The 25,470-nt window shown below is 73.3% G+C and carries 22 protein-coding genes; 3 read left to right on the forward strand and 19 right to left on the reverse strand.

Features of this window, described 5'->3' with window-relative positions:
• Positions 1-25: 25 nt before the first annotated feature.
• The 4 genes from AMK19_RS22415 to AMK19_RS22430 form a co-directional block, all read right to left on the reverse strand.
• Complete coding sequence (locus AMK19_RS22415; protein ID WP_073814655.1) at positions 26-826, reverse strand: enoyl-CoA hydratase/isomerase family protein; 801 nt, start codon at positions 824-826, stop codon at positions 26-28.
• A gap of 263 nt (positions 827-1,089) precedes the next feature.
• Positions 1,090-1,323, reverse strand: coding sequence for a helix-turn-helix domain-containing protein (locus tag AMK19_RS22420; RefSeq protein WP_043912348.1), 234 nt, complete (start codon positions 1,321-1,323; stop codon positions 1,090-1,092).
• Between the two features lie 319 nt (positions 1,324-1,642).
• Positions 1,643-3,241 (reverse strand): ribosomal protection-like ABC-F family protein, encoded by a 1,599-nt coding sequence (gene abc-f, locus AMK19_RS22425; protein WP_073814659.1) that lies wholly within the window; start codon positions 3,239-3,241, stop codon positions 1,643-1,645.
• A gap of 262 nt (positions 3,242-3,503) precedes the next feature.
• The gene (locus AMK19_RS22430; protein ID WP_073814662.1) at positions 3,504-4,415 is read right to left on the reverse strand and encodes a hypothetical protein; all 912 of its coding nucleotides are present in this window, start codon (positions 4,413-4,415) and stop codon (positions 3,504-3,506) included.
• A 189-nt stretch (positions 4,416-4,604) separates the two neighbouring features.
• Between AMK19_RS22430 and ypfJ the strand changes: the two genes are divergently transcribed.
• Positions 4,605-5,495, forward strand: coding sequence for a KPN_02809 family neutral zinc metallopeptidase (gene ypfJ, locus AMK19_RS22435; RefSeq protein WP_073814664.1), 891 nt, complete (start codon positions 4,605-4,607; stop codon positions 5,493-5,495).
• Positions 5,496-5,617: 122 nt separating this feature from the next.
• Positions 5,618-6,712, forward strand: coding sequence for a glycoside hydrolase family 26 protein (locus AMK19_RS22440; protein WP_073814667.1), 1,095 nt, complete (start codon positions 5,618-5,620; stop codon positions 6,710-6,712).
• Here AMK19_RS22440 and AMK19_RS22445 read toward each other — a convergent pair.
• From AMK19_RS22445 to AMK19_RS22485, 9 genes are all read right to left on the reverse strand, one after another.
• A complete protein-coding gene (locus AMK19_RS22445) occupies positions 6,689-7,867 on the reverse strand; it encodes a GNAT family N-acetyltransferase (protein WP_073814669.1) in 1,179 nt (392 codons plus the stop codon). The genes AMK19_RS22440 and AMK19_RS22445 overlap by 24 nt on opposite strands.
• Positions 7,864-8,502: a Wzz/FepE/Etk N-terminal domain-containing protein gene (locus AMK19_RS22450; protein ID WP_073814671.1), complete on the reverse strand. Its 639-nt coding sequence runs from the start codon at positions 8,500-8,502 to the stop codon at positions 7,864-7,866. Before AMK19_RS22450 ends, AMK19_RS22445 begins: the two co-directional genes overlap by 4 nt.
• A gap of 81 nt (positions 8,503-8,583) precedes the next feature.
• Positions 8,584-9,837: a glycosyltransferase gene (locus tag AMK19_RS22455; protein WP_073814673.1), complete on the reverse strand. Its 1,254-nt coding sequence runs from the start codon at positions 9,835-9,837 to the stop codon at positions 8,584-8,586.
• Complete coding sequence (locus AMK19_RS22460) at positions 9,834-10,622, reverse strand: polysaccharide deacetylase family protein (RefSeq protein WP_073814676.1); 789 nt, start codon at positions 10,620-10,622, stop codon at positions 9,834-9,836. Before AMK19_RS22460 ends, AMK19_RS22455 begins: the two co-directional genes overlap by 4 nt.
• Positions 10,612-12,318 carry a lipid II flippase MurJ gene (locus AMK19_RS22465; RefSeq protein ID WP_073814679.1) on the reverse strand — a complete coding sequence of 569 codons (1,707 nt, stop codon included), beginning with the start codon at positions 12,316-12,318 and terminating at the stop codon, positions 10,612-10,614. The genes AMK19_RS22460 and AMK19_RS22465 overlap by 11 nt, the downstream gene beginning before the upstream one ends.
• On the reverse strand, positions 12,315-13,646 hold the full coding sequence (locus AMK19_RS22470; protein WP_083647210.1) for an O-antigen ligase family protein: 1,332 nt from the start codon (positions 13,644-13,646) through the stop codon (positions 12,315-12,317). The genes AMK19_RS22465 and AMK19_RS22470 overlap by 4 nt, the downstream gene beginning before the upstream one ends.
• A 2-nt stretch (positions 13,647-13,648) precedes the next feature.
• A complete protein-coding gene (locus tag AMK19_RS22475; protein WP_073814681.1) occupies positions 13,649-15,157 on the reverse strand; it encodes a sugar transferase in 1,509 nt (502 codons plus the stop codon).
• 234 nt (positions 15,158-15,391) lie between these two features.
• Positions 15,392-16,555 carry a glycosyltransferase gene (locus tag AMK19_RS22480; RefSeq protein ID WP_073814683.1) on the reverse strand — a complete coding sequence of 388 codons (1,164 nt, stop codon included), beginning with the start codon at positions 16,553-16,555 and terminating at the stop codon, positions 15,392-15,394.
• 119 nt (positions 16,556-16,674) lie between these two features.
• Positions 16,675-17,115: an SRPBCC family protein gene (locus tag AMK19_RS22485; protein ID WP_073814685.1), complete on the reverse strand. Its 441-nt coding sequence runs from the start codon at positions 17,113-17,115 to the stop codon at positions 16,675-16,677.
• 116 nt (positions 17,116-17,231) lie between these two features.
• Between AMK19_RS22485 and AMK19_RS22490 the strand changes: the two genes are divergently transcribed.
• On the forward strand, positions 17,232-18,134 hold the full coding sequence (locus tag AMK19_RS22490) for a HipA family kinase (protein ID WP_073814687.1): 903 nt from the start codon (positions 17,232-17,234) through the stop codon (positions 18,132-18,134).
• 111 nt (positions 18,135-18,245) lie between these two features.
• Here the strand turns inward: AMK19_RS22490 and AMK19_RS22495 are convergent, their stop codons facing one another.
• The 6 genes from AMK19_RS22495 to AMK19_RS22520 form a co-directional block, all read right to left on the reverse strand.
• A complete protein-coding gene (locus AMK19_RS22495) occupies positions 18,246-19,724 on the reverse strand; it encodes a S8 family peptidase (protein WP_073814688.1) in 1,479 nt (492 codons plus the stop codon).
• A gap of 226 nt (positions 19,725-19,950) precedes the next feature.
• Positions 19,951-22,860: a glycoside hydrolase family 48 protein gene (locus AMK19_RS22500; protein WP_073814690.1), complete on the reverse strand. Its 2,910-nt coding sequence runs from the start codon at positions 22,858-22,860 to the stop codon at positions 19,951-19,953.
• Between the two features lie 200 nt (positions 22,861-23,060).
• Complete coding sequence (locus AMK19_RS22505) at positions 23,061-23,483, reverse strand: hypothetical protein (protein ID WP_073814692.1); 423 nt, start codon at positions 23,481-23,483, stop codon at positions 23,061-23,063.
• 131 nt (positions 23,484-23,614) lie between these two features.
• Positions 23,615-24,244 (reverse strand): hypothetical protein, encoded by a 630-nt coding sequence (locus AMK19_RS22510; protein ID WP_073814694.1) that lies wholly within the window; start codon positions 24,242-24,244, stop codon positions 23,615-23,617.
• A 137-nt stretch (positions 24,245-24,381) separates the two neighbouring features.
• Positions 24,382-25,050 carry an NUDIX domain-containing protein gene (locus AMK19_RS22515; RefSeq protein ID WP_073814696.1) on the reverse strand — a complete coding sequence of 223 codons (669 nt, stop codon included), beginning with the start codon at positions 25,048-25,050 and terminating at the stop codon, positions 24,382-24,384.
• Positions 25,047-25,436, reverse strand: coding sequence for a DUF4406 domain-containing protein (locus AMK19_RS22520; RefSeq protein WP_241844524.1), 390 nt, complete (start codon positions 25,434-25,436; stop codon positions 25,047-25,049). Before AMK19_RS22520 ends, AMK19_RS22515 begins: the two co-directional genes overlap by 4 nt.
• Positions 25,437-25,470: the final 34 nt, after the last annotated feature.

Consider the following 25,470-nt stretch of genomic DNA (forward strand, 5'->3'; position numbering starts at 1 on the left):
CCACGCACCCCTGTTTTCGCGCCCGCTACATCCCCGCGATGTCCCGAAGCCGGCGCGCTTGCGCCTCTCGCTCCGCAGCCCGCTGCTGGTCGTACGTCCGGTCGCCCGCGCCCTGGAGGAGGGCCTTGGTCTCGATCACGGCGTTGCGGGGCGCGGCCAGCAGCGCGGCGGCGAGGTCGGCGGCCGTCGCGGCCAGCTCGGACGCGGGGACGGCGACGTTGGCGATGCCGGTGGCGACGGCCTCCTCGGCGCCCACGCGGCGGCCGGTGGCACAGATTTCGAGGGCGCGGGCGTAGCCGACGAGGTCGGTGAGGGGCTTGGTGCCGGTGAGGTCGGGGACCAGCCCGAGGGAGGTCTCCTTCATGGCGAACTGGACGTCCTCGGCGACGACGCGGAGGTCGCAGGCGAGGGCGAGCTGGAAGCCGGCGCCGACGGCGTGGCCCTGGACGGCGGCGACGGTGATCAGGTCGGCGCGGCGCCACCAGGTGAAGGCCTCCTGGTAGAAGGCGATGGCGTCGTCGAGTTCGGCGTCGGAGGAGGCGGCGAGCCGGAGGAAGGAGGTCTCGCCGGGGATGCCCTCGGGGGTGAACATGGCGCGGTCGAGGCCGGCGGAGAAGGAGGAGCCCTCGGCCTGGAGGAGGGCGACCCGGACGGTGCCGGGCAGGGCGCGGCCGATCGCGGCCAGGGCGCGCCACATGGCGGGGGTCTGGGCGTTGCGGCGCTCGGGGTCGCAGAGCGTGACGGTGGCGAGTTCGCCGTCGAGGTCGAGGCGGACGCCGGCCTGTTCCCACGCGGTGCGGTCGGCGTCGGGAATGTGGGTGGTCATGGCGGGGCTACCTCCAGCGACAGGGCAGGGACGCCCGCCGACCCCGACGGGCTACTGGAGAGTAACAAAGCACTGGATCGGCGTACAGGAATGCCGGTGGAATGCTCGCGAATTAACGGGCACAAGGGCCCGGAAACGGCGGTCGGCGGCTCGGGAGAACCCGGCCGCCGATCCGTGTGGAACATTGTGCATTGCGAGCAGCGTGCTGGTGCAGCAGGGGCGGTCGGGCTGCTCGAGCGCCGCCCGCCGGAGCTGATGGACCGTCAGGAACCGGCGGCCGCAGCGGTTTTGCCCTTGCCGCGAGTGGCACCGCCGCGACCTCGAAGGTTGACCCCGGACTCGCTGAGCATCCGGTGGACGAAGCCGTAGGAACGGCCCGTCTCCTCCGCGAGGGCGCGAATGCTCGCGCCGGAGTCGTACTTCTTCTTGAGATCGGCCGCGAGCTTCTCACGCGCGGCGCCTGTCACCCGGCTGCCCTTTTTCAGAGTCTCGGCCACCCGTGCCTCCTCGTAGAGGTGATCAGTCAGATTCCCATGATCACCCATTGCAAGGCTCCTGGCCACCCATTCGACAAGGTCCGTCGTGGGAAAGCGGGCGCGTCCGGTGGTGTTCGCTCCGCACCAGGGCGCTCACGGAGGGTGTGCGCGCCCCTCCGTGATTCGTTCCGGTGAACGAATCCGCTGCTCAGCCCGGGCGGGCCGGGCAGCGGCGGTCCGGGCGTACAGAGCCAACGGGTGCGCCCGTCCGGGCGTTCCCGAAGTGGACGGTGGACCAGTTCTTCTCGTACCGGTGACGGATCCGGCGTCTACACGCGGTTCAGGCGAGCGACACCAGGTCGTGGTAGGCGGGGCTCCAGAGGTCCTCGACGCCGTCGGGGAGCAGGATGATCCGCTCCGGCTGGAGCGCGTCGACCGCGCCCTCGTCGTGGGTGACCAGGACGACCGCGCCGGTGAAGGTGCGCAGGGCGCCGAGGATCTCCTCGCGGCTGGCCGGGTCGAGGTTGTTGGTGGGCTCGTCGAGCAGCAGCACGTTGGCGCTGGAGACCACCAGCGACGCCAGCGCGAGCCGGGTCTTCTCACCGCCGGAGAGCACCCCGGCCGGCTTGTCGACGTCGTCGCCGGAGAACAGGAAGGAGCCGAGGATCTTCCGGATCTGCACCAGGTCGGTGTCGGGGGCGGCGGAGCGCATGTTCTCCAGCACCGTGCGCTCGGGGTCGAGCGTCTCGTGCTCCTGGGCGTAGTAGCCGATCTTCAGACCGTGGCCCGGGATCACCTCGCCGGTGTCCGGCTGCTCCACACCGGCCAGCATCCGCAGCAGGGTGGTCTTGCCGGCGCCGTTGAGGCCGAGGATGACGACCCGGGAGCCGCGGTCGATCGCCAGGCCCACGTCGGTGAAGATCTCCAGCGAGCCGTACGACTTCGACAGGCCCTCGGCCGTGAGCGGGGTCTTGCCGCACGGCGCCGGGTCGGGGAAGCGCAGCTTGGCGACCTTGTCGGACTGGCGGACCTGCTCCAGGCCGGAGAGCAGCTTCTCGGCGCGGCGGGCCATGTTCTGCGCGGCGACGGTCTTGGTGGCCTTGGCACGCATCTTGTCGGCCTGCGAGTTGAGGGTCGCGGCCTTCTTCTCCGCGTTGGCGCGCTCGCGCTTGCGGCGCTTCTCGTCGTCCTCGCGCTGCTGCTGGTACTGCTTCCAGCCCATGTTGTAGACGTCGATGGCGGAGCGGTTGGCGTCCAGGTAGAAGACCTTGTTGACGACCGTCTCGACCAGGTCGACGTCGTGCGAGATGACGATGAAGCCGCCCCTGTAGGTCTTCAGGAAGTCCCGCAGCCAGGCGATGGAGTCCGCGTCGAGGTGGTTGGTGGGCTCGTCGAGGAGCAGGATGTCGGCGTCCGAGAAGAGGATCCGGGCCAGCTCGACGCGGCGGCGCTGACCACCGGAGAGGGTGTGCAGGGGCTGGCCGAGGATGCGGTCGGGCAGGCCGAGCGCGGCGGCGATGGTGGCGGCCTCGGCCTCGGCGGCGTAGCCGCCCTTGGTGAGGAACTCGGTCTCCAGCCGGGAGTACTTCTTCATCGCGTTGTCGCGGGTGGAGCCCTTGCCGTTGGCCATCCGCTCCTCGTTCTCGCGCATCTTCTTCAGCACGGTGTCGAGGCCGCGGGCGGAGAGGATGCGGTCCCGGGCGAGCACGTCGAGGTCACCGGTGCGCGGGTCCTGCGGGAGGTAGCCGACCTCGCCGGAGTTGGTGACGGTACCGCCGGCCGGGAGGCCCTCGCCGGCGAGCACCTTGGTGAGCGTGGTCTTGCCCGCGCCGTTGCGGCCGACCAGACCGATACGGTCGCCGGGGGCGATCCGGAAGCTGGCGGACTCGATCAGGATGCGGGCGCCGGCACGGAGTTCCAGGGCGTTCGCGGAAATCATGGCTGGGGTCACTCCTAGACGTGGGTATGGCACTCAGCCATTCGCTCCAGTCTACGGGAGGGCCGAACCACCCCGACGAGCGAGCGCAACCGGGGGCGCGTGGGGGTACCTCCCGGCCCGCCGGGGCCGGGGGAGAACCGCGCGAAGCGGAAGGCACCCACCGCAAAGATCGCGACGCAGGACAATGACCTGCACGTGACCGCGACCTTGCGGACGTGAGGTGCGCTTGTCGCGCGGTTCCCCGCTCGCGTCCCGCGAAGCGCTACTTCTCGCAGGCCGGGCCGACCGCCGCGAACGGCACCGCCGTGCCGCAGCCGCTCTCCCTCGCGCCGCGGGTGGTGTCGTACACCCAGGTGCCGATCACCGGGCCGTCGTCGACGGCGATCCGGTGGCCGTCCAGGGCGCGCATCGTCACGTCGGGGCCGGTGTTGAGGAAGTTGCCGGGCGCGGTGAGCGAGAACACCATGACGCCGCCGGGCAGCTGGCGGGCGCCGGCGCTGCTGGTGGGCGGGCAGACCCGGGGAATCAGCGCCGCGTCGTCGCTCTGCGCGGTGCGCGCCGGGTCGAAGGTGCAGCCCGCCGGGGGGCGGGAGTTGAAGCGGAGGTCGCCGTCGCGGTCGCGGAAGCCCATCAGCAGGCCGGGGGTGACCACGGTGATGAACGCGTCGGCGTCCGGGTCGGGGGACGGGTGCAGGACGGTCGCGGCGCGCTGCACGGCGAGTTGCTGGTGCTGCTCGTCGGTGCGGTCGGCCGCGCCGGGCTCGCCGTCGGCGCGCAGCCAGTCGGCGAGGCCGGGGACGCCGCGGTGCCAGCGCACCGAGTGGTCGGCCGGGTTGACCGAGGTGACCATGCCGTCGTCCCAGACCACTGCGGCGTCCTCGCCGACCATGGCCAGGTGGAGCGCGGTGCTGCCGTCCCGGCGGTAGGACCACAGGTGCTCGCCGGTGGTGCGCGAGTAGGCCTCCACGCCGGGGCCGGTTCTCAGCTGCAGGTCGCCGGCGCCGGTCGACTGCGCGCCGACGGGGCTGGCGTCCGCCACTCCGGGCAGCACCTTGTCCCCGAACGGCTGCGGGCGGTTGGCGTGCGCCGCTGCGCCGGCCGCGAGGACCAGCAGTGCGGCGGCGGCGGGCAGGACCGATCGGGGCGACAGACTGCGCAGCGGATTGAAGGACACGGCCGGAGCGTACCGTCCGACCCTGACGGAATTCAGCTGGATTCGAACGCGCCACGCCGCCTGCGTGGGCGTGGTTCGGCTCCGGCACCACCGTGTCCCACCTGCGTCGGCGGGACCCCTTCCGGTCGGGTCGGCCCGCTAGGGTACGGCTTCGACCGGCCGATGGACTGTTACAGAGGTGAGACAGGGATGCAATTCGACGACGACGCCCAGCTCGACGACTCGCAGGTGCAGGACCGCCGGGGCATTCCGGGCGGCGGGCTGGCGATCGGCGGTGGCGCGGTCGGCATCCTCGGCCTCGTGGTGGCGCTGGTGTTCGGCCTGGACCCGGGCCTGTTCAGCTCGTCGAACTCGCACAGCGCGCCGCCGCCCGGGAACGCCGCCGGCGGCTCGAACCAGCTGGGCGCCGACTGCAAGACCGGCGCGGACGCCAACAAGCGGCAGGACTGCCGGATCCTGGGCGTGGTGAACAGCGTGCAGAACTACTGGCAGGCCGAGTTCAAGGACCGCGGCAAGCAGTACTCGCTCGCGCCGACCGTGCTGTTCACCGACCGGGTGCAGACCGCCTGCGGCCCGGCGACCTCCGCGGTCGGGCCGTTCTACTGCCCGGGCGACCACAAGGCCTACTTCGACCTCGGCTTCTTCAACGACATGGGCCGCCAACTCGGCGCCCAGGGCGGCCCGTTCGCCGAGGCGTACGTGGTGGCGCACGAGTACGGGCACCACGTGCAGACGCTGCTCGGCACGATGAACAAGGTCGGCAACGACCGGCAGGGCGCGGACAGCGCCTCGGTGAAGCTGGAGCTCCAGGCCGACTGCTACGCGGGCGTGTGGACGCACCACGCCACCACCACCCCGCAGGCCTCCACCGGCCGTCCGCTGATCACCAAGCTCACCGACGACGACATCGCGCGGGCGCTGGACGCCGCCGAGTCGGTCGGCGACGACCGGATCCAGAAGCGCGCCACCGGCAGCACCAACCCGGAGACCTGGACGCACGGCTCCTCGGCGCAGCGCACCCAGTGGTTCACCGCCGGCTACCGGAGCGGCGACCCGAACAAGTGCAACACCTTTGGCTGACCGGCCCGGTACGGCGGACCGGCGCGGATGACTCGATGGGGTGACCTGCGGCCTTTCTGACGGTCTGTCAGGTTAGGCTCCGGAGGCCGGAGTTGTCACCGATCCTCGTTCGGAGTGAGCCCATGCGCCTCGGCCGTCTGACCCTGGCTGCCGCCGCTCTGCTGCTGATGACGACCGCGAGCGTGCCCTCGGGCACGCCGCTCAGCCAGACCGAGCGGCACGCGGCCCTCTCGTCGGACGCCATCCAGCCACGCGGCGCCGCGCCCCGTCCGATGGTGCAACGGGCCCTGCACGAGGTGCCGTTCGGGGCGTTCGTCGGCTCCTGGAACGAGTACATCCCGAACATCGCGCGGATGGCGTCCTGGCTGAACAACGCCAACATGCAGGTCGGCCACACCTACCTGGCCGGGAACGGCTGGCAGGACGTCGAGGGCGAGCCGGCGGTGCTCGGTCTGTGGTCGCAGTGGCGGCAGGCCGACCCGGGCCGGCGGCTGGTGCTGGGCGTGCCGATGCTGGTGCCCAACGAGGCCAACCTGCCGGACGACGAGGTGGCCGGTCTGCTCGCCCGCGGCAACAAGGGCGAGTTCGACCAGCACTTCCTGCGACTGGCCCGCAAGTTGGTCGCGCTGGGCGGCGCGGACACCGTGCTCACCCTGGGCTGGGAGATGAACGGCGTCACCTACACCTCGCGCTGCAAGCCCGACCCGTCCGCCTGGAAGGCGTACTGGCGGCGGATCGTCGGCGTGATGCGGTCGGTGCCCGGTCAGCACTTCACCTTCGACTTCACCCCCACCCGCGGGCTGGACGCGATCCCCTGGACGCGCTGCTACCCGGGCGACGACGTGGTCGACATCCTCGGGATGGACAGCTACGACATGCCCGCAGGCGCCACCTTCGACGAGTTCGTCACCGAGCCGTACGGGCTGCAGGACCAGGTGGAGTTCGCGGCCAAGCGCGGCAAGCCGGTCTCGTACCCGGAGTGGGGGCTGTTCCGCAACGGCGACAACCCGGAGTACGTGCGGCGGATGGTGGAGTGGATGCGCACCCACGACACCGCCTACCAGACCGTCACCGACTACTGCCCGCACGGCTTCTGGCAGTGCCAGGACAACCCGAGGTCGGCGGCGGTCTACCGGCAGTTGATGTCCGGCTCGGCGGGGGCGGGGGCGGGGGCGGCCGGGCCGGTCAAGCCGTCACCGAAGCCTGGCGCGCACTAGCGTCTCCTTCAGCTTCGGCAGCCTGGTCCGCAGCAGGTGCACGGCGGCGATCCTGGTCCGCACCCGCAGCGCCCGGACGGCCGCGAAGGGGGCGAGCCGGCCGGGGCCGAACACCAGCCGCTGGTTGGGGAGCCGGTCGGGCCGCCAGCGCTGCTTGTACGGCTCCTGGCCGCGCAGCAGGCTCAGCTGCGGAATCCCGGCGGCCCGGACCTCGTCCAGTGCGGCGCCGAACAGCAGGCCGGCGATGTCCAGGCGTTCGCGCAGCTTGGGGTGCGCGCCGTACATGTAGAGGCCGCCGAACGGGGTGCACAGCAGGACGAGGTTGACCGCCAGCAGTTCCCCGTCGAGCTCGAAGCGGTGTATGGCCGCCCTGCGGGTGGCGACCAGTCCGGCGGTGGACTCGGTGAGGTGCTGGGCGAAGCGTTCGGTGCGGTGCTCGGGGGTGACCCCGCGGTCCTGCCACTGGAGCCGGTGCAGGCGCAGCAACTCGCGGACGGTGTCCGGGACTTCGTCGGCGGTGGCGGAGTGCACCACGACCCCGGCCTGGGCGATCCTGCGCAGTTTGACCCGGCTGCGCTGCGCGGTCTTGCCGGGCAGCCGCTTCAGCAGCTCGTCCATCGGGACGGCGGGCAGGTACTGGCACAGCGAGTCGGCGAACCGGTGGCGGCGGCCCCGCCAGTGCGCGAACACCCGCTGCACGGCGGCCTCGGGGTGGACCTCGCGCAGTTCCAGGCTGTGCCAGGGGCGGCGCAGCGGCAGCGCGGCGGCGAGTTCGGCGGCGGCCCGGTCGGCGCACTCGTCGTCGAGCAGCACGTCGGTGAAGTCGACCAGACCCGCGCCGAGGTTGGTGAGGCCGCCGAACGGGCCGCGGCGGCGCAGTGCGGCGGCGGCGACCAGCCGGCCGTCGCGGCGGACCAGCACCAGGACCAGCGCGCCGGGACGGCCGTAGCTCTGCCACCAGGAGCGCAGCCAGGGTGCGGCCTGGAAGGCGGTGGCGGTGGCGCAGCGGCGGTGCAGGTCGTCCCACTCCTCGGCGTGCCGCTCCAGGGCGTCGTCGGTGCGCAGGACTTCGGAGCTCCACTGGTCGCGTTCGGCGGCGGGGCGGTCGGCCTGGGCGGGCACCCGGCCGCCGGCGGTCTGCTGACGGAGTTTCACCGGTACACCCCTTCGGTCGGCGAGGTCTCGGCCTGGGCGGGCAGCACGGCCCCGGCGGCGGCGGGGGCGGGGGCTGGGGCGCCCTTGCGGCGGGTGAGCATCGCCAGGGTGCCGAGCAGCACGCCGGCGGCGCCGCCGACCGCGGTGTCCAGGGCGGCGGACGGTGAGGCGGGGGCGTCGGGTTCGGCGGCGGCGGCGAGTTGGACGAGTTTGACGCCGGTCTCCTTGCTGCCGGCGTTGCCGAACGCGATCAGCGACCTGGCGACCGCGGCCGCGTTCTGCACGGCCTCCTCGGGGCGGGGGCCGGTGCCGGTGATCTCGATCACCGGCGCGTCCGGGGAGGTGGTGCCGCGCACCAGCGCCGACAGGGTCGCCACCGAGTGGTGGGTCTCGGCGGCGGCGCCGATCAGCACCTGCGGCTGGCCGGTGAGCCGGCCGTACGCCTGCGCGAAGTTGACGGCGTTGGCGTTCTCGCCCTGGCCCTGCGGGACCACCACCACGTAGGCGGAGGAGGCGTAGGAGGGGTGCGAGACGACGGCGTAGCCGGCGCCGGCGACCGCGCCGAGCGGGACGGCGAGGGCCATCGGCCACCAGCGGCGGGCCAGCGCGCGGGCGCGTCCGCGGAGATCGGGCATCGGGAGGGCTCCAGGAGATGAGGGAACGGGGGTCGCCGGGTCGGTCCGGCCGGGGCTGTCGGATCGGCGCGAGGTGCCGGATCAGCGCGCGGTGTCGGACGCCCGGCCGGGCGTCTCGCCGGAACGGCCGCGCGCCGGGTGCGTTCGGCCGTTCCGGCGTGGCGTCCGGGCGGGGCGGTCCGGCGGTGTGCGCCCGGCGGCGTCGGCCGGACAGGCCCGTGGTCCGGGCAGCGCGCCGGCCGACTCCCGGTAGAGGGCGGCGAGTTCGGCCGCGATCCGGGTGATGTCGTAGTGCGCGACGGCGGGCGGCACCGGGACGGGGCCGGGCGGGGCGGCTGCCGCCGCCGTCAGCTCCCGGGCGTAGCGGTCGGGTTCGGACGGCAGCAGGCGGGCGTGCGGGGCGGCGGAGGCGGGCAGTTCGGCGAGCGCCGGGCAGGCGGAGTGCAGCACCGGCAGGCCGGCGGCCAGCGCCTCCAGGGCGGCGAGCCCGAAGGTCTCCTCGCGGGACGGCGAGACCAGCACGTCCATCGCGGTGAGCAGTTCGGGCACGTCGTCGCGTTCGCCGGTGAGCACCAGCCGCTCGCGGACGCCCAGCCGCTCGGCGCGGGCGGTGAGCGCGGCGCGCTCGGGGCCCTCGCCGACCAGCAGCAGCCGGGCGGACTCCGGGAGTGCGGCGAGCGCCTCCAGCGGAACGTGGAAGCGCTTGCCGGGCACCAGCCGGCCGACTCCGCCGATCACGAACGCGTCGCCGGGCAGGCCGAGTTCGGCGCGCAGTCCGGCGCGGTGGGCGTCCCGTTCGGCGGGCCGGAAGCGGTACCGGGCGGCGTCCACGCCGTTCGGCAGCAGCCGGACCCGGTGGGCGGGCACGCCCCAGGCGTCGAGTGCGGCGGCGACCTGCCCGGAGACCGCCAGGGTGGTACCGCCGAGCCGCTCGGCGGCCAGGTACAGCGCCTTGACGCCGGGCGAGGTGGGCCGGCCCTCGATCACTCCGGCCTGCAGCGAGTGCTCGGTGGCGAGCACCCGCTTCACCCCGGCCAGCCGGGCGGCCAGCCGGCCGTACAGCATGGCCCGGTACAGGTGGGTGTGGACCAGGTCGTAGCGGCCGGTGCGGATCAGCCGGGTGAGCCGGGGCAGCACGCCGAGGTCGCGGTTGCCGCGCATGCCGAGGTGATGGACGGCGAAGCCGGCGGCGCGCAGTTCGCGGGCCACCGTGCCGGGGTTGCCGAGGGTGGCCACCTCGTGCCGCTGGTCGGTCGGCAAGTGCCGTAGCAGCAGCGCGAGTTGGCGTTCCGCGCCGCCCGCGTGCAGGCCGGTGACGATGTGCAGGACTCTCACCGCCGCTCCCCCGCGGCGGCCTTCGGCGGGGCCCAGCGCAGCCCGGTGACGGCCTCGCGCCAGCGGTGCCGGCCGTGCTTGGCGCGCAGCCGCCAGACGCCGTCGCGGTCGCCGACGTAGCAGCGCGGCAGGGCGTGCCGGCCGGTCAGCGAGGAGTGCTCGATGGCGCAGGCGTAGTCGTAGCCGGCGTCCCGGACGGCCCGGGTGGCGGGCAGGTCGACGGCCCCGTACGGGTAGCAGAAGCCGGTGACGGGCCCGCCGACGAGGTCCTCCAGCTTGTGCCGGCTCTCCTTGGTCTGGCGTTCCAGCGCGGCGGGCGGCAGCCCGGACAGCGCCTGGTGGCCGAGGCCGTGCGAGCCGATCTCCCAGCCGGACGCGGCGAGTTCGGTGACCTGGTCGACGGTCAGCAGCTTCTTCCGGGGGCCTTCGGCGTCCCAGTGGTTGGCGGCGCCCAGCAGGTCGGGCATGACGTAGGCGGTGGCGGTGAAGCCGTGCTCGCGCAGCACCGGGACGGCGTGCCGGGCGAAGTCGGCGTAGCCGTCGTCGAAGGTCAGGCCGACCAGCCGGGACTCCCGGCCGCGGGCCTGGGCGGCCAGCAGTTCGCGGACGCTGACGCCGCGCCGCCCGGAGCGGTGCAGCCAGTCCATCTGTTCGGCGAAACGTTCCGGGCTGACGGTGAGCTGGTAGGGATCCTCGTCCTCCTCGGCGACCGAGTGGTACATCAGGATCCAGGGTGCGAGCCGGGGCGCGAGCGCCTGCGACGGAAGACAGGTTTCAACGGCCATGCGGCTTCCCTTCGGCGGATGCGGGGGCGTGCGGTCGCCGGGCCCTGGCGAGGAGTGCCAGGACCGGGCCGCGGACCTCGGGGACGCCGAACAGCGTGCCGAGGGCCGCGAAGACCAGCAGGACGGTGGCGCCGCCGAGCAGGGCGGCGGGCAGCGGCGCGGCGGCCGCCCGGATGGTGAGCGAGCCGATCGCGGCCGCGGCGATCGCGGCGGCCAGCAGCCGGGCCTGCCCGCCGAGCACCAGGCCGAGGCGCAGCGCGATGCCGCGCAGCATCAGGCCGCGCATCAGCAGCGCCGCGGTGAAGGTGATCCCGACGGCGTTGCCGGCGGCCAGGCCGGGCGCCCCGAACTGCGGGGTGAGGGTGACGCCGAGGGTGAAGGTGACGACCAGCCCGAGCGTCATCGCGCCGACCGGGTACCAGTCCAGCCAGGTGGTCCGGTCGCCCTCGGCGCGCGGGGCGTCGGCGCGCCGCACCACCGGGCGGACGCAGAAGTACGGCCGGACCATCACGCCGATCATCGCCTGGGCGGGCAGGCCGAAGCTGTACACCCGGATGACGGCGGCGGTGGCCTCGGTGTCGGCGGGGCCGAACGCGCCGCGCTGGAACAGCAGGGCGACCACGGCGGGGGCGCAGGCCAGTAGGAAGGCGGTGCCGAGCAGGACCAGCGCGGCGGCCTGGCCGAGGTCCTTCTCGACCCGGTCGCGGGCGGCGGTGAGGTCGCCGGCGGCCATCGCACGGGCCACCACGGGGAAGGTCACGGTGACGATGAGGATCGCCGAGGTCATCGCCAACTGGCTGACCTTGGCGGCGTAGTTGAGGTGCGAGATGGTGCCGGGCGGCAGCGCGGAGCCGAGGTAGCGCTCGATGAACACCTGGGACTGCCGGGTCAGCGAGAACGCGGCCACCGGCAGCAGCGCCAGCGGGATCAGCACCAGCCCACGCCCGGCGCCGCGCGGCCGGGAGCGCCGGCGGCGGGCGTGCAGCCGACGGACGAACGGCACCACCAGCACGCCCGCCATCAGCAGGCTGCCGAGGGCGACGCCGAGCGCGGCGGAGCGCACCCCGAGCAGCCGGTGGCCGCTGAGCAGCAGCGCCAGGATGCCCAGGTTGTACATGACGTAGATGACGGCGGGCGCGGTGAACGCGTGCAGCGCGCGCAGCGCGGAGGCCAGGTAGCCGGCCACGCCGAACGGGACGACGGTGACGGCGGTGATCCGGGTGCAGGCGACGGCGAGCCGGGGGTCGGCCAGGCCGGGGGCGAGCAGGTCGACCAGCTGCGGGGCGAACAGCGCGACGGTGCCGGACAGCCCGCACAGCGCCAGCAGCAGCCAGGGCAGCGTGGTACGCGTCAACTGCCGTACCGGGTCCGGGCCTTGGGGACGTTCCTCGCGCAGCACCAGGGCCAGGCTGAAGGCCGGGACCATCAGGAAGGCCATCGCGTCCTCGATCAGCAGCGGCGCGGCGGTCTCCGGCACCGTCCAGGCGACCAGGAACGCGTCGGTGCCCTGGTTGGCGCCGAAGTAGCGGGCCAGCAGCAGGTCGCGGAGCAGGCCGAGGCCGGAGCCGGCGGCGCTGAGCAGGGCGGTCACGCCGAAGGCCTTGGCCAGGAAGCCGCCCCTGGGGGCGGTGTCGCCGTCGCCGCGCGGGGCCGGGACGGTCGTGGTGACGGCGGCCACCGGCTGTTCGGTCGTCATGCGCCGTACGCTCCAGAGGAGTCTGAGTGGGCGGGCCCCGGCAGTGCGGTGCGGGCGGCGAGGCCGAGCACCACGGAGGTCAGCACGGTGGTGGTGCCGCCGATGTCGGCGTACAGGAAGTCCCAGAGCACCCAGCAGAGCAGGGCGAGGGCGGCCAGCCCGGGGCCGCCGGCGCGGCGCAGGCAGCCCAGCAGCAGGGTCAGGAACAGCGCGAGGTAGGCGAGCACGCCGAGCAGGCCCTGTTCGCTGAGCACCAGGAAGTACATGTTGTGCGGGGAGAGCAGCGGTTCGCGCTGGAAGCCGATGGTGGAGTCGGCGGCGTCGCTGCCGGAGGAGAGCCGCAGCGGGGCGTGGCTGTCGCGCAGTTGCTGGAACGCCTTGGGTCCGGCGCCGGCCACCGGGTGGTCCTGCCAGATCCGGCCGGCGGTGGCCCACAGGTCGTAGCGGTCGGAGACGGACTGGTCGGGGGCGGCGGAGACCGAGCCGATCGAGCTGAGCCGTTCGGTGACGCCGGACGCGCCGAGGCCGAGCCCGCCGATCAGCACCACGGCGGCGGCCCCGCCGACCAGCGCGCCCTTGACGGCCAGTCGGGCGTCGGCGCGCAGCAGCAGCACGGTGGCGGCGACCGCGGTGGCGATCCAGCTGCCCCGGCTGAACGACACCGCCAGCGGGAAGGCCAGGAAGGCGGCGCTCGCCCACATCGCGCGGCGCAGCGGCCGGCTGCCGCCGGGGCCGCGTTCGGCCAGCGCCAGGGCGAGGGCGGCCAGCAGCCCGAAGGAGACCACGCCGGACATCGCCATGATGTCGAGCGCGCCGAAGGTGCCGACGGCACGGATCGGCTGCCCGGTGTAGGAGGCGCCGGTGCGGGTCAGGTACTGGAGGACGCCGACCGCGCCCTCGATCAGCGCGGCCAGCACGAACGAGCCGAGCACCAGCCGCTGGTCGTGCCGGTCGCGGACGGCGAGCAGCACGGCGGCGGGCACCAGCACGAAGATCTGCGTCAGCCGGACAAAGCCGGTGAGGCTGGCGGCCGGGTCGACGGAGTGCACGGTGGCGACGGCGGCGGCCAGCACCACGGCGCCGAACAGCAGGGCGGCGGCCGGGTCGAGCCGGGGCAGCCGGCCGCGCAGCAGCCCGACGGCGGTCAGCGCGACCAGGGCCAGCGAGGCCAGGTCGGCCGGGGTGACGTGGACGGCGGCGGTGACGTCCTTCTCCCCGGTGGGGACGCAGACCAGCAGCACGGTGGCGGCGGCGAGCCAGCTCGGCCGTGGCGCGGCTATGCCGGTCGGCCGCGCGGCGGCGAGCGGGAGTCGGAGGGCGACGGCCACGGTCAGCTCCCGTCCGGGCGGACCACGAGGGCGGCGGTGCGGAGCAGGATCTTGGCGTCCTGCCAGAGGTTCCAGCCCTCGATGTAGCGGTTGTCGAAGCGGGCCCGGTCCTCGATGGAGGTGTCTCCGCGCAGGCCGTTGACCTGGGCGAGTCCGGTGAGCCCGACGGGGACGCGGTGCCGGTCGGCGTACTCGGGGTAGGCCTGGCCGAACCGCATGACGAAGTAGGGGCGTTCGGGGCGCGGGCCGACCAGGCTCATGTCGCCGCGCAGCACGTTCCACAGCTGCGGGAGCTCGTCCAGCGAGGTCTTGCGCAGGAACCTGCCGACCGGGCCCATCCGGTGGTCCTGTGCGATGTTCCAGCGGGTGGCCGACTCGTGCTCGTTGCTGGGGCGCAGGGTGCGGAACTTGAGGAGGGTGAAGATCCGGCCGTCGAGGCCGGTGCGCTGCTGGCGGAAGAGCATGCCCGGGCCGGTCTCCCAGCGCACCGCGAGGGCGCAGGCGGCGAGCAGCGGGGAGATCAGCAGCAGGCCGAGGCCGGCGGCGGCGATGTCGAAGGCGCGCTTGACGACCCAGCCGTGCCGGCGCATCGCGGGGGCGCCGAGCCGCAGACAGGGGAAGCCCCACAGGTGGTCGCCGGCGGCGCCCTGCACGGAGTCGAACTCGCGCAGGCCGGGCAGCAGCCAGACCTGGCAGCCGAGCCGGGCGGCGTGCCGCAGGGTGGCGAGCGTGGCGGCGTCGTCGGCGGCGCCGCCGGTGGCCAGCACGTGGTGGATGCGGTGGCGGCGCAGCACCCGGCCGAGCACCTCGCGGCCGCCGAGCACCGGCAGCGGCCCGCCGGGGGGCAGCAGCACCGGGTCGGGGTCGAGGTAGCCGACCGGCCGCAGGCCGTACTCGGGGCGGGCGATGAGCACGTCGGCGATCCGCTGGCCGAGTTCGCCGGCGCCGAGGATCAGCACCGGGCTGGGACGGCGGCGGCGGGCCCGGCGGGTGAGGTGGTGGACGTAGGCGCGGCCGAGGGCGGCGAGCGGGAGCATCAGCAGCAGCAGGGCGAGCAGCCGCATCGGGCCCATCGCGCCGAGGTCGGTCCAGTGGCCGGTCAGGCAGGCGTCGGCGGTGACGGCGAAGGCGGTGGCGACGGCGGCGCGGGCGGCCAGGGCGGGGAACTCGTCGAGGGCGGAGAGGCTGAGCCGGCTGCGGTAGAGGCCGCCGGCCAGGTTGAGCGGGAGCAGGGCGGGCAGCAGCAGGAGGGCGGTGGCGGTCGGCCGGGCGGCGTCCGGTGCGGTGGCGGTGGCGGCCAGCGCGACCGCCAGGGTGTCGGCGCCGGCGAGCGCGAACGGCAGGGCGACCCGGGAGTGCAGCCCGCCGCGGTGTCGGCCGACGCCGGCCGAGGTCCGGGGCGGCAGCGCCCGGGACCGCGGTCGGTCGAGGAGTCCGGCACCGTGGCGGTCGCGGCCGGGACCGGCCAGCACGTCGGCCGACCGCGGCACACTCTCGTGGTCAATGCTCATCAGCGCACGAACTCCCCTGCTGTGAACCCGTCCAGGTATGCACCTGCTGCCACAATTGACGGTCGATCATTTCCCCGGCGGAAAAAGGGACGAAGCAGGCAGAATCAGACATTACCGAACGCCCTTACCAGCACAGGCAGCTGACATGCCATTTCATTCCACCCGCCTAATAATCAGACATTCAGGAAGGAAGGCCACACCAGTGCGGGTGGGCCCCCACGGCCTGACAAACGATCAGAATCGCTGCGGGACACGCGATGCACGGCCCACCGGGACCACCCGGCTCCGAACAATAGTCCGGTAAATAGCCGCCACCTGCGAGATTACTTGCCGGATATCGTGATGATCTGCCACATGCTCGCGCGCCAGCAGGCCTAGCCGTTCGCATTCGATCCGGTCGGAAAGCAATTCGACCAGCCGTTCGGCCATCGCTCGGGAATTCTCCGGCGGCACCACCGAACGGCCGAGCTCACCCGGCGGAACGCACTCCCGCGCCCCCGCGACGTCGGTCAGCAGCACCGCCCGTCCGCACGCCATCGCCTCCAGCGGCGCCAGCGCCATCCCCTCCCAGCGCGAGGGCAGCACCATCAGGTCGGCGGCGGCCAGCCACAGCCGCGGGTCCGCCACGTCGCCCACCAGCCGCACCCGGGACGGGTCGGGCAGCGTCCGCACCCGCGCGGCCAGCGCGTCCGCGTCCGGGCCGCCGCCGACCAGCACCAGCCGGGCCTCCGGCAGCCGGATCTGCACCCGCTGCCAGGCGTCCAGCAGGACGTCCTGGCCCTTCTGGCGGCACAGCCGGCCCACGCAGACCGCCAGCGGGACGGACTGCTCCAGGCCCAGGGTCATCCTGGCCGCCCGCCGGGACGCCGGGTCGGCGGGCGTGAAGTGCGTCAGGTCCACGCCGTTGGGCACCACCCGCCAGTCCGCGACCAGCCCGGCCGCCACGCCGTCCGCCTTCTCCCGCTCGCTGACGCACAGCAGGCTGCGGGACCACCGGGTGGCGAACCGCTCCCAGCGCAGGCCGACCAGGGCGAGCCGGCCCTCGACCGCGGCGAACGACCACGCGTGCGGCTGGAACACCGTGGGCGCGCAGCCGCGGGCGGCCAGCCGGCCCGCCAGCCCGGCCTTCGCGCTGTGCAGGTGCAACACGTCCGGTGCGGTGCGGCGCAGGATCCGGCGCAGCCGCCAGGCCTCGCCGACGGTGCCGGGTCCGGGTGAGCGTTCGGCGGGCCAGTCCAGGACCCGGGCGCCGGCCGCGGCGGCCTCCTGGGCGAGCCGGCCGCCGGGCGGACAGGCCACCAGGACCCGGCAGCCGGCCGCGCGCTGTCCGCGCACCAGGTCGACCACCACCCGAGCCACGCCGCCTTCGACCGGTTGGGAGACATGAAGGATCGTCATCTGCACGGCCCGGAGCCTAAGTTGGCGGACATGGCCGACCGGGCGCACTTCACCCGTACGAGGAAGCAGAACACCCGCACGGCTGACATGCCGTACGGGTGTCCGAATCGCTGTGCGGCTCAGCCGAGTTCGGCCGCCAGGTTGGCCAGGACCTGGTCGTGGATCCGGTTCAGGCCCTTGGGGGCGAAGGTGCGCTCGAAGAAGCCGCCGATGCCGGTCGCACCGGTCCAGGTCGCCTCGACGGTGACCTTGCTGCCGCTCTCGCCGGTGGCCGCGACCGTCCAGGTGATCACCATCGAGGAGTTGGCGTCGGTCTCCACCAGGGTGTCCGGGCTCGGCGCCGTCACCGTGAACAGGCAGTCCCGGACGCGCTTCTCGGTGGCCTGGAGCCTCCAGTGCACCTGGGTGCCCGCGCCGGTGCCGCCCGCCCGCACCTCGTACTCGCTGTACTGCACGGGCAGCAGCTTCGGCCGGGTCACCGCGTAGTCGGCCAGCGCTTCGTACACCCGGGCCGGGTCGGCCCCGTACGTCCGCCCGGTGGTGGCGTGCACCTTGCCCATCTGCTCACTTCTCCTCGGTCCGGCCGTCTGCGCATCCGCACTCGGCGTCGCCGCCAAGCCAACCATCGCGACCTGTCCCCGCCAAACCCGGAACGGGCTCGCGTTAGGGTGGGCGAATGCTGGATGAGGTGACGGCGCTGCGGTACGTCGACCCGCTGCGCGCGGGCGGATCGGTTCCCGGTGTGGTGGAGGCCGACGACCTGGGCACGTACGTGGTCAAGTTCACCGGCGCGGCGCAGGGCGTCAAGGCGCTGGTGGCCGAGGTCGTGGTCGGCGAGCTGGCCCGACGGCTCGGACTGCGGGTGCCGCCGCTGGTACTGGTCGACTTCGACCCGGCGGTCGCGGCGGACGAACCCGACCAGGAGATCCAGGACCTGCTGCGGGCCAGCGCCGGCCGCAACCTCGGCATGGACCTGCTGCCGGGCGCCCGCGACTTCAAGCCCGGCATGATCGACGTCTCCCCCGCCGAGGCCGGACGGATCGTCTGGCTGGACGCGCTGACCGGCAACGTCGACCGCAGCGTGCACAACCCCAACCTGATGGTCTGGCACGGGAAGCTCTGGCTGATCGACAACGGCGCCGGGCTGATCTTCCACCACCGCTGGTCCTCGGCCGCGGCCTCGGTGCACAAGCGCTACGACCTCAGCGGCCACGCGCTCGGCGGCTACGGCCCGGACGTGGCCGCCGCGGACGCCGCGCTCGCACCCCTGGTGACGCCCGAACTCCTCGCCGAGGTCACCGCGTTGGTGCCGGACGCCTGGCTGGCCGACGAGCCGGGCTTCGACTCGCCGTCCGCCGTCCGGACCGCGTACGTGGAACACCTCGCCGCCCGGGTCGCCGACTCGGCCGCCTGGCTGCCCGAAGGCTTCGCCACCCCGGCCCAGATCCGCGCCGCCGAGGAGCGCGCCGCCGCCGCCCGCACAGCCGCCCGCCCCGCCTGGCTCAAGCAGGTCCCCAACCGGTCCGGTCTCGCCTCCGTGGAGCCGGACTGGTCCCGCCACATCGCCCCCGAAGACTGACCTGCGGTCGGCAGAGCCGACCACCGGCCGACGGCACCCACGACCGGAGCGACCGACACCCGCCCGGCCCGAAGGCCGGACGGGGCCGGTGGCCCGACTGCGGGCAGGGTGTTACTTGCCGGCGGCCTTGGCCGCGTTGACGATGCCGGCGCCGTAGAAGCCGTTGTTGGCCTCGGTGCCCTCGCAGGTGGCCTTGTAGAGGCCGGTGCCGCCGGGGTTGAAGACACCGGTGGGGCAGGCGTGCGGGTCGGCCTGCTTCACCAGGAGGCTGCGCAGCTGGTCGGCATTGGCGCCCGGGTGGGTGGAGGCGAGCAGGGCGAGGACGCCGGCCACGTGCGGGGAGGCCATCGAGGTGCCCGACATGTAGGCGTACTTGTTGCCGGGGACGGTGGAGAGCACGCCGCCCTTGCGGTCGGGGGTGTTGGGGGCCTGGAAGGCGGTGGCGTCGCCGCCGGGGGCGGAGACGGCGACCTTGTTCAGGCCGTAGCTGGAGTAGTAGGACTTGTCGCCCTTCGAGCCGATCGCCGACACCCCGATCACGCCCGGCAGTTCGGCGGGCAGGTTGAGGCAGCTGGCGTCGATCGGCCGCTCGGCCGGGTCGGTGTCGTCGGGGCTGCTGACGTCGACGGTCTTGTGCGCGAGGTCGATGTTCTCGTTGCCCGCGGCGGCGACGTTCAGCACTCCGCCCCGGCGGGAGTAGTCGACGGCCCGGCGGACGGACTCGGCGACGGCGGCCTGGTCGGGGTCGCCGGCGCAGTTGAACATCCACGGGTCGACGTAGTAGCTGTTGTTGGTGATCGTGAAGTGGTGCTCGGCGGCCCAGACGAAGCCGCAGATCGCGTACTCGGGGTAGATGAACCCGCCGTTGTCGACCACCTTGACGGCGGCCAGCCGGACGCCGGGGGCGATGCCCTCGATGCCCTTGCCGTTCTTCGCGGCGGCGATGGTGCCGGCCACGTGGGTGCCGTGGCTGCTGGTGGGCTGCCAGGACTGCCAGTCGGTGTCGGGGCGGCCGCTCAGGCAGGACGCGGAGAGCGCCGGGTCGACGGCGGCGGCGAGGTCCTCGTGGGCGGCGTCGATGCCGGAGTCGAGCACGCCGACCACCACGTCGCGGCTGCCGAGCGTCGCGGTGTGGGCCCGGTCGACGCCGATCTGCCGCATGTCCCACTGGTTGGCCCAGAGCGGCTCGCTGCCGTCGGCGGTGGCGCCGGTCGGCACGGTCTCCTCGACGCCGACCTGGACGTCGGTGGAGGCCTGGATGCCGGCGGTGCGGCTGGCGCCGATCGAGTCGATGGTCTTCGACTGGCGGAGCTTGGCGGCGAAGCCGGGGTCGGAGGAGCGGGCGATCACCACGCCTATCTGCTCGTAGGAGGCGACGATGCTGCCGCCGGCCGCCCGGATCTCACGCTCCGCCTTCTGGGTCTGTCCGTGGTTGGCCTTGGTGTTGACCACATAGTTCATCGGCTGCCCGGTGGCGGCCGAGGCGGTGGCCGCGGCGGCGCTGCCGACGGGTCCGGCGAGGGCGCCGGCCGTGACCAGGGCGAGACCTGCGGCGAGGAGTGCGGAGCGGCGGATCCGGGGAACGCTCATAGGGGTTGACCCTCCCGAGAGTCGGCGGGCGCGATCGAGGTGATCGAAAGCGCGCGAATGGCCGGGAGACTATTCAGCTCATATGACAAAAATCAAGAGGTAGTAAAACAATCGGCCTAGAACGGGCGAGTGCCCGGTCCGCTGTCGGTCGGACCGGGCACTCGGACTGTGGTGCGGCTGCGGGCCGCCGCCGGGCGCCCGTAGCCGCGCGGTTGCGGACGGGCGGTCAGCCGCCGAACAGCTCGCCGTAGGCGGCCATCGCCGTGGCGATGTCGGCCTGCGCCCAGAACCGGTGGTACGTGAAGGTCGGTGCCGCGCCGCCGCTCAGGTAGTTCTGCACCTTCGCGAACGACGGGTCCTGCTGGTACCAGGAGCGGATCGACAGGAACGTCGAACTGCTGTTGATCGCATCACCGTTGGGCATCGTGCCGGTCCAACCGCCGGGCACCGACACCGAGTCCTTGAACCGGTTGTAGTCGGTCCGCGTCTCCGGCACCGAAATGCCCATGGTGTCCTGGTTGTTGGCCCACATGCCGTCCAGCAGCTTCTGCGCGGCGGTCTTCGCCGCCGTGTTGCCGGACTTGGCCGCGTAGTAGGACAGCAGCTTGGCGTACGAGCCCGCCACGCCGACGTCGTTGGTGTAGTCGACCACGCTCACGTGCAGGCCGGTGTTGGCGCCCGGGGAGGCGGCGTTCCAGGTGTCCGGCTTGCCGCTCCAGGACAGCGTGGACGGGATCTTGTAGCTGCCGTCGGCGTTGAAGGTGGTCCGGGACAGCGCCCAGGTCACCCACTTGTCCAGGATGGCCTTGGCCTTGGCGTCGCCGCTGGAGTAGTAGTACTCGGCCATCCGCTCCAGGCCCCAGGCCTGGAAGCCGAACCACTGGTTGGACGGCGGGTCGTGGTAGACCGGCGCCTCGTCGTAGAACATGCCGTAGAACGTCGGGGTGCCGGCCGGCGGGGTGTCGTAGCTGCCGTTCCAGCTGTTGGTGGCACCGCCCGCGATGGCGCCCTCGCTGGACTGCAGCCACTGGGTGAACTCGACCTGGCGGCCCATCGAGGTGGTCCAGTCGGTCTTGCCGGTGCTCGACTTCGGGGCCATCGCCGGGTCGTTGACCAGCGCGTACGCGGCCATCGGGTTCTGGTAGCCGCCGTGCGCCGCGCTGTCGCCGATCCGCCAGGCCCAGCCGGCCGAGGTGTCGGTGGCACCGCCCCAGGCGTAGTACCAGGACAGCAGGTAGTGCTCGGAGTCCTTGCCGTTGCCGGCCGCGCAGGTGGTCGGGCCGGTGCAGTTGCCGACCTTCTTGAAGTACTTGTCGAAGAACGAGTACCGCAGGTAGTCGCCCATCTTGCCCGCCTTGGCGACCGTGGTCGCCACCTGCGGGCCGTTGCCCTGCGCCTTGGCCCAGGTGTCGGCCCAGTACGCGGCCTGGATGGCGCGGGCGTCGGCGTCCGGCGCGTCGGTGTACTTCCACTGCTTGGCGTAGGAGCTGTCCTTGATGAACAGGTCCAGGTAGCCGTTCTTGCCGCCGTAGGTGAACTTGTCGCAGGTCGGCTGCGGGATGGTCTCCCACACCGACTCCTGCGCGCCGCGCTGGTAGGTGTTGATGAACGACGGCCCGGTGTCGGTCGGCCCGGCCTCGCACTTGCCGGGCGCGTTGCCGTAGCCGTACACGTTGTCGACGTCCTGCAGCCAGTGCATGCCGTAGATGTCGTCGGTGCCGTACGCGCTCTTCAGCTCTGCGGCGATCGGGTCGTTGCCCGGGGTGACGGCGGAGTCCATGGCCGACGGGTAGTCGCTCGGCAGCGGGTGCTCGGGGGCGTAGGTGGCCGGCTTGGACGCGTTGTACGCCGAGTTGGTGGGCTGGTCGGCGTGACCCGGGATCATGTACGTCTCCATGAGCGTCCACGCCGAGTTGAACTTCGACCAGTCCTTCGTCACCCGCCCGTACTGGGCCTCCAGCCAGAGCAGGTACGAGTACGCCTCCGAGGTGGTCTCGTGCCCCTGGTCCGGGGCCTCCACCAGCAGGGTCTCCACCGAGTGGTACGGGATGCCCTCGGGCGAGAAGTAGCCGTTCGCCGGGTCCTTGATCTTGTTGTAGAGCTGCAGGAACCGGTCGTTGTACACGCCCGAGGCGGCGGCCAGTTCGGTCACCGTGACCGCCGAGGAGGTGTAGCCGGTGGCGGCGGAGGTGAAGGTCGCCGAGCCGGTGGACGAGGCGTCCGCGGTGAGCGTCACGGTCTGCGCGGTGGACCAGTTGCTCGGCGTGAAGGTCAGCGTCCCCCCGGAGCTGACGGACAGCCCGGTGTTGCCCGAGGTGCGGGTGGTGGTGACGGTGACGTTCGCGCTCGGCTGGCCGGACAGCTTCACGGTGAAGCTGCCGGTCTTGCCCTGGTTGACCGACAGCGTCAGCGGGGTGGCCGTGACGGCCGGCCCCGACGCCACCGTGATGCCCGCCGGGGTGGACTCGCTGCTCGCCCCGAGGCTGTCGTACGCCTTCGCGTAGATCGAGTGGCTGCCGCTCGCCGCGCCCGTCCAGTTGAAGGTGTACGGGGCGGCGGTGGCGGTGCCGAGCAGCGTGGTGTTGTCGTAGAACTCGACCTTGCCGATGCTCGCGCCGTCCGCCGCGCTCGCCGTCGCGGAGAGCGGAATCGCCGCCCCCGCCTGGTAGTTGGCGCCCGGGGCCGGGCTGGTCAGGGTGGTGGTCGGGGCCGCGTGCGCGCCCGTGCAGCCGGTTCCGTTGACCGCGAACGAGGTCGGGGCCGCGTTGGTGCCGCTGTACGAGAAGTTGGCGCCCGCGCTGACCGAGCCGCCGGCCGGGATCGCGCCGTTCCAGTCGGCGTTGACCACCTTGACGTTCTTGCCGGACTGGCTCCAGGTGCCGCTCCAACCCGCGCCGGAGAGCGTCTGGTTGCCGGCGTACGTGTAGGTGAGCGTCCAGCCGTTGAGCGCGGCGGTGCCCTTGTTGTTGATCGCCACGTTGGCGGTGAAGCCGGTGCCCCAGTCACTGACCGTGTAGTCGACGGAGCACTGGACGGCGGCGGCCGACGCGGGCACCGCCACGGCGGTGGACAGGCCGGCCGTGAGCAGCAGGAGGGCGGCGCTCAGCGCCGTGGCCCGGTTGCGGGGTGGAGACATGACGGCTCCTCGGTGGGGGTGGGTGGGGGAGTCCTGGGGTGGAGTCCTGGGGTGGGAGCGCTCCCAAATATCGGGAGCGGGGTGGCGGGTGTCAAGAGAGTGCGCAGCCTGGATCACGGCTAACTCCCTTACACAAGGCCGATACTGATGCTTCGACCGTGGGAGCGCACCCACTCGCGCCCCGCCGGGCGGTGTGAAACTTACCGACGCCCGGCCAGCACCCGGGCCACCCGCCCGCGCACCCGCGCCGACGCACCGGCCGACTCCCCGAGCGCCCGGACCCGCCCGGCCGGCACCTCGACCCGAGCCGCCAACGCGATCACCGCCGCGTACGGCCGCTGCCCCGCCGCGAGCTGCTCCGCCACCGCCGCGAGCACGACGTCCAGCACCGGGGCGTCCGCGCTCGGATGCTCGGCCAGCAGCCGCAGCAGCCGGTTGTCGTTCCAGGCGGTGCACCTGCCGCGCGGCGCCGCCGCCAGCGCCGCCGGCGCGTCCTGCGGGGTGCGCGGATTCTCGGCGAGCGCCTGGTCGACGAACGGCAGCCCGACGGCCACCAGCGCACGCAGCACGTCCGGGTCGCCCGAACTGCGGGCCGCCTCCAGGCGATCGGCGGGCGTGGGCATCGTCTCGGACCCCTCTGAGCTGCGGTCGGGCCCACCATCCTGCCAAGCGGGAGGCGGCGGCCACCGCATTGCGCGCGGGAGCGGGTGGCCCGGCCCGGGCCGCCCGCCGGCGGCCTGCCCGGCGGTCGGGGTCAGCGGGCCGGGCGTTCGCCTGCGCCGCGGCAGAAGGGGCAGGCCCGGCTGCCGTGGCAGTCGCCGCAGCGGGCGCGGCCCTCGGTGCGGCCGCCCCAGGTGACGCCGCCCATGGTCCAGCCCCGACCCCAGCAGCGTTCGCACCGGCCGAGGCCCTCGCACTCGGGGCAGAGTTCGTGGCCGGGACGGACGTCCTCGGGGGCGAGGAGCGGCTCGGGGCGGACGAACACCTCCGGGTGGTGCAGGGCCATCGGCTCCAGGTCGGCCCGGCAGAGGGTCAGGCCGCGCGTGGGGTGGAAGTGCAGGCGCAGCGTCATGCCGTCGCGCCAGGCGTGCAGCACGGCGGATCCGGTCCCGGTGCGTTCCACCGTGGTCTGCCAGTCGGCGAGTGCCGCCTCGGCCCGGGCCTGCAGGTCGGGGTCGGTCGGCGGGCGGTCGAAGGCCACCTGGCGGTGGTGGCCGAAGGACAGCGGGTTGCCGAAGGCGGTGATGTCCGGGTGCTCGGGCAGCCGGACCGCCGGCGCGAGCCCGGGGGCCAGCGTCTCCAGCAGGGCGGCGAACTCGGCGAACAGCCGCTCCCCGCGCCGCCGCAGCTCGTCCCGTGCTCCGGGTATCTCCTCGCCCGCCATCCGCCCCCCTCGCCTCGAAGTGCCGTCAACTGGCCGGAGGCGTCCGGATGGTGCTCGGTGCGCGCCGGGCGGGCCGATTCTAGGGAGTCGGCGCCGCCGAACGGGCCGTTCCGGCAAGCTGCACGTTCTTGCACGGTTCAGCGGGTCGGTGCGAACGGGCCGTGCAGCGCCGCCCACTGGAGCAGCAGGACGGTCTTGCCGTCGGCGATCCGCCCGTCCAGGGTCATCGCGAGTGCCTCGGCGAAGGGCAGTTCGAGTACCTCGATGTCCTCGCCGTCCTCGGCCAGCCCGCCGCCGGGGCCGGTGCGGTCGGCGGGGCGGTAGGCCGCGGCGTAGCAGTGCAGCCGCTCGGTCACCGACCCGGGGCTCATGTACGCGTCCAACACGTGGGTGAGCGGGCCGAGTTCGACCCCGAGCTCCTCGGCGCTCTCGCGGCGGATCGCGGTGGCCGGGTCGTCGTCGTCCAGCAGGCCGGCGGCGGCCTCGATCAGCAGGCCGTCGGGGTGGCCGTTGACGTACGCCGGGTAGCGGAACTGGCGGGTGAGCAGGACGCAGCCGCGGTCGGTGTCGTACGGCAGCACCGCCGCGCCGTTGCCGCGGTCGTAGGTCTCGCGCTGCTGGCTGGTCCAACTGCCGTCGCGGCGGCGGTGGTCGAAGGTGGTGCGGCGCAGGACGTGCCAGCCCTGCGAGGTGAGTTCGACCTCGCGCACCACCACATCGGGGTTGCCGCGCAGCTCGCGTCCGGCCCGGTCCAGTCCGGTGCGGCCCCGGTGGTCGGGGACGTCGATGCCGGGGCGGCCGGTCATCGTGTCACCTGCGGTGCGCGGCGCGGGAGTTCGGAGACGTCGTGGTAGACGGGGAGGCCGCGGCGGCGGGCGGTGGCGACGTCCTGGTCGGCACCCGTCGAGTCGCCGGGCAGGCGGAGCACGGCGTCGCAGTGGGCGAGCAGCCGGTCGGCGGCCGGGTACAGCACCTGGTCGGCGAGCGGGTCGGTCGGTCCGGCGCCGGCCGAGCGCAGCACGGGCAGCGCGATCCACTCGCCGATCACCGGCAGGTGTCCGGCCGCGAAGACCGGCCAGGCGGCGGCCTCCAGCCGGGCCAGGTTGGCGGCCATCGCCTGCGGGTCGCCGTCGGTGCCGGAGCGGTACGGTCCGGCGATCAGGACGAGCATAGGTACGTCGGTGTCGGTCATGGGCCGCTACCATACACGCAGAAACATGCAAGAA

Origin of the sequence: Kitasatospora sp. CB01950, assembly GCF_001905465.1 — a bacterium.
GTDB lineage: Bacteria > Actinomycetota > Actinomycetes > Streptomycetales > Streptomycetaceae > Kitasatospora.

What these genes read in the sequence shown, in the direction of transcription:
- AMK19_RS22450 (WP_073814671.1), bottom strand. Translation starts at nt 8,502, where the DNA reads ATGCCCGATCTCCGCGGACGCGCCCGCGCGCTGGCCCGCCGCTGGTGG.
- AMK19_RS22440 (WP_073814667.1), top strand. Translation starts at nt 5,618, where the DNA reads ATGCGCCTCGGCCGTCTGACCCTGGCTGCCGCCGCTCTGCTGCTGATG.
- ypfJ (WP_073814664.1), top strand. Translation starts at nt 4,605, where the DNA reads ATGCAATTCGACGACGACGCCCAGCTCGACGACTCGCAGGTGCAGGAC.
- AMK19_RS22500 (WP_073814690.1), bottom strand. Translation starts at nt 22,860, where the DNA reads ATGTCTCCACCCCGCAACCGGGCCACGGCGCTGAGCGCCGCCCTCCTG.
- abc-f (WP_073814659.1), bottom strand. Translation starts at nt 3,241, where the DNA reads ATGATTTCCGCGAACGCCCTGGAACTCCGTGCCGGCGCCCGCATCCTG.
- AMK19_RS22480 (WP_073814683.1), bottom strand. Translation starts at nt 16,555, where the DNA reads ATGACGATCCTTCATGTCTCCCAACCGGTCGAAGGCGGCGTGGCTCGG.
- AMK19_RS22465 (WP_073814679.1), bottom strand. Translation starts at nt 12,318, where the DNA reads ATGACGACCGAACAGCCGGTGGCCGCCGTCACCACGACCGTCCCGGCC.
- AMK19_RS22520 (WP_241844524.1), bottom strand. Translation starts at nt 25,436, where the DNA reads ATGACCGACACCGACGTACCTATGCTCGTCCTGATCGCCGGACCGTAC.
- AMK19_RS22515 (WP_073814696.1), bottom strand. Translation starts at nt 25,050, where the DNA reads ATGACCGGCCGCCCCGGCATCGACGTCCCCGACCACCGGGGCCGCACC.
- AMK19_RS22415 (WP_073814655.1), bottom strand. Translation starts at nt 826, where the DNA reads ATGACCACCCACATTCCCGACGCCGACCGCACCGCGTGGGAACAGGCC.
- AMK19_RS22490 (WP_073814687.1), top strand. Translation starts at nt 17,232, where the DNA reads ATGCTGGATGAGGTGACGGCGCTGCGGTACGTCGACCCGCTGCGCGCG.
- AMK19_RS22495 (WP_073814688.1), bottom strand. Translation starts at nt 19,724, where the DNA reads ATGAGCGTTCCCCGGATCCGCCGCTCCGCACTCCTCGCCGCAGGTCTC.
- AMK19_RS22460 (WP_073814676.1), bottom strand. Translation starts at nt 10,622, where the DNA reads ATGGCCGTTGAAACCTGTCTTCCGTCGCAGGCGCTCGCGCCCCGGCTC.
- AMK19_RS22485 (WP_073814685.1), bottom strand. Translation starts at nt 17,115, where the DNA reads ATGGGCAAGGTGCACGCCACCACCGGGCGGACGTACGGGGCCGACCCG.
- AMK19_RS22510 (WP_073814694.1), bottom strand. Translation starts at nt 24,244, where the DNA reads ATGGCGGGCGAGGAGATACCCGGAGCACGGGACGAGCTGCGGCGGCGC.
- AMK19_RS22475 (WP_073814681.1), bottom strand. Translation starts at nt 15,157, where the DNA reads ATGAGCATTGACCACGAGAGTGTGCCGCGGTCGGCCGACGTGCTGGCC.
- AMK19_RS22505 (WP_073814692.1), bottom strand. Translation starts at nt 23,483, where the DNA reads ATGCCCACGCCCGCCGATCGCCTGGAGGCGGCCCGCAGTTCGGGCGAC.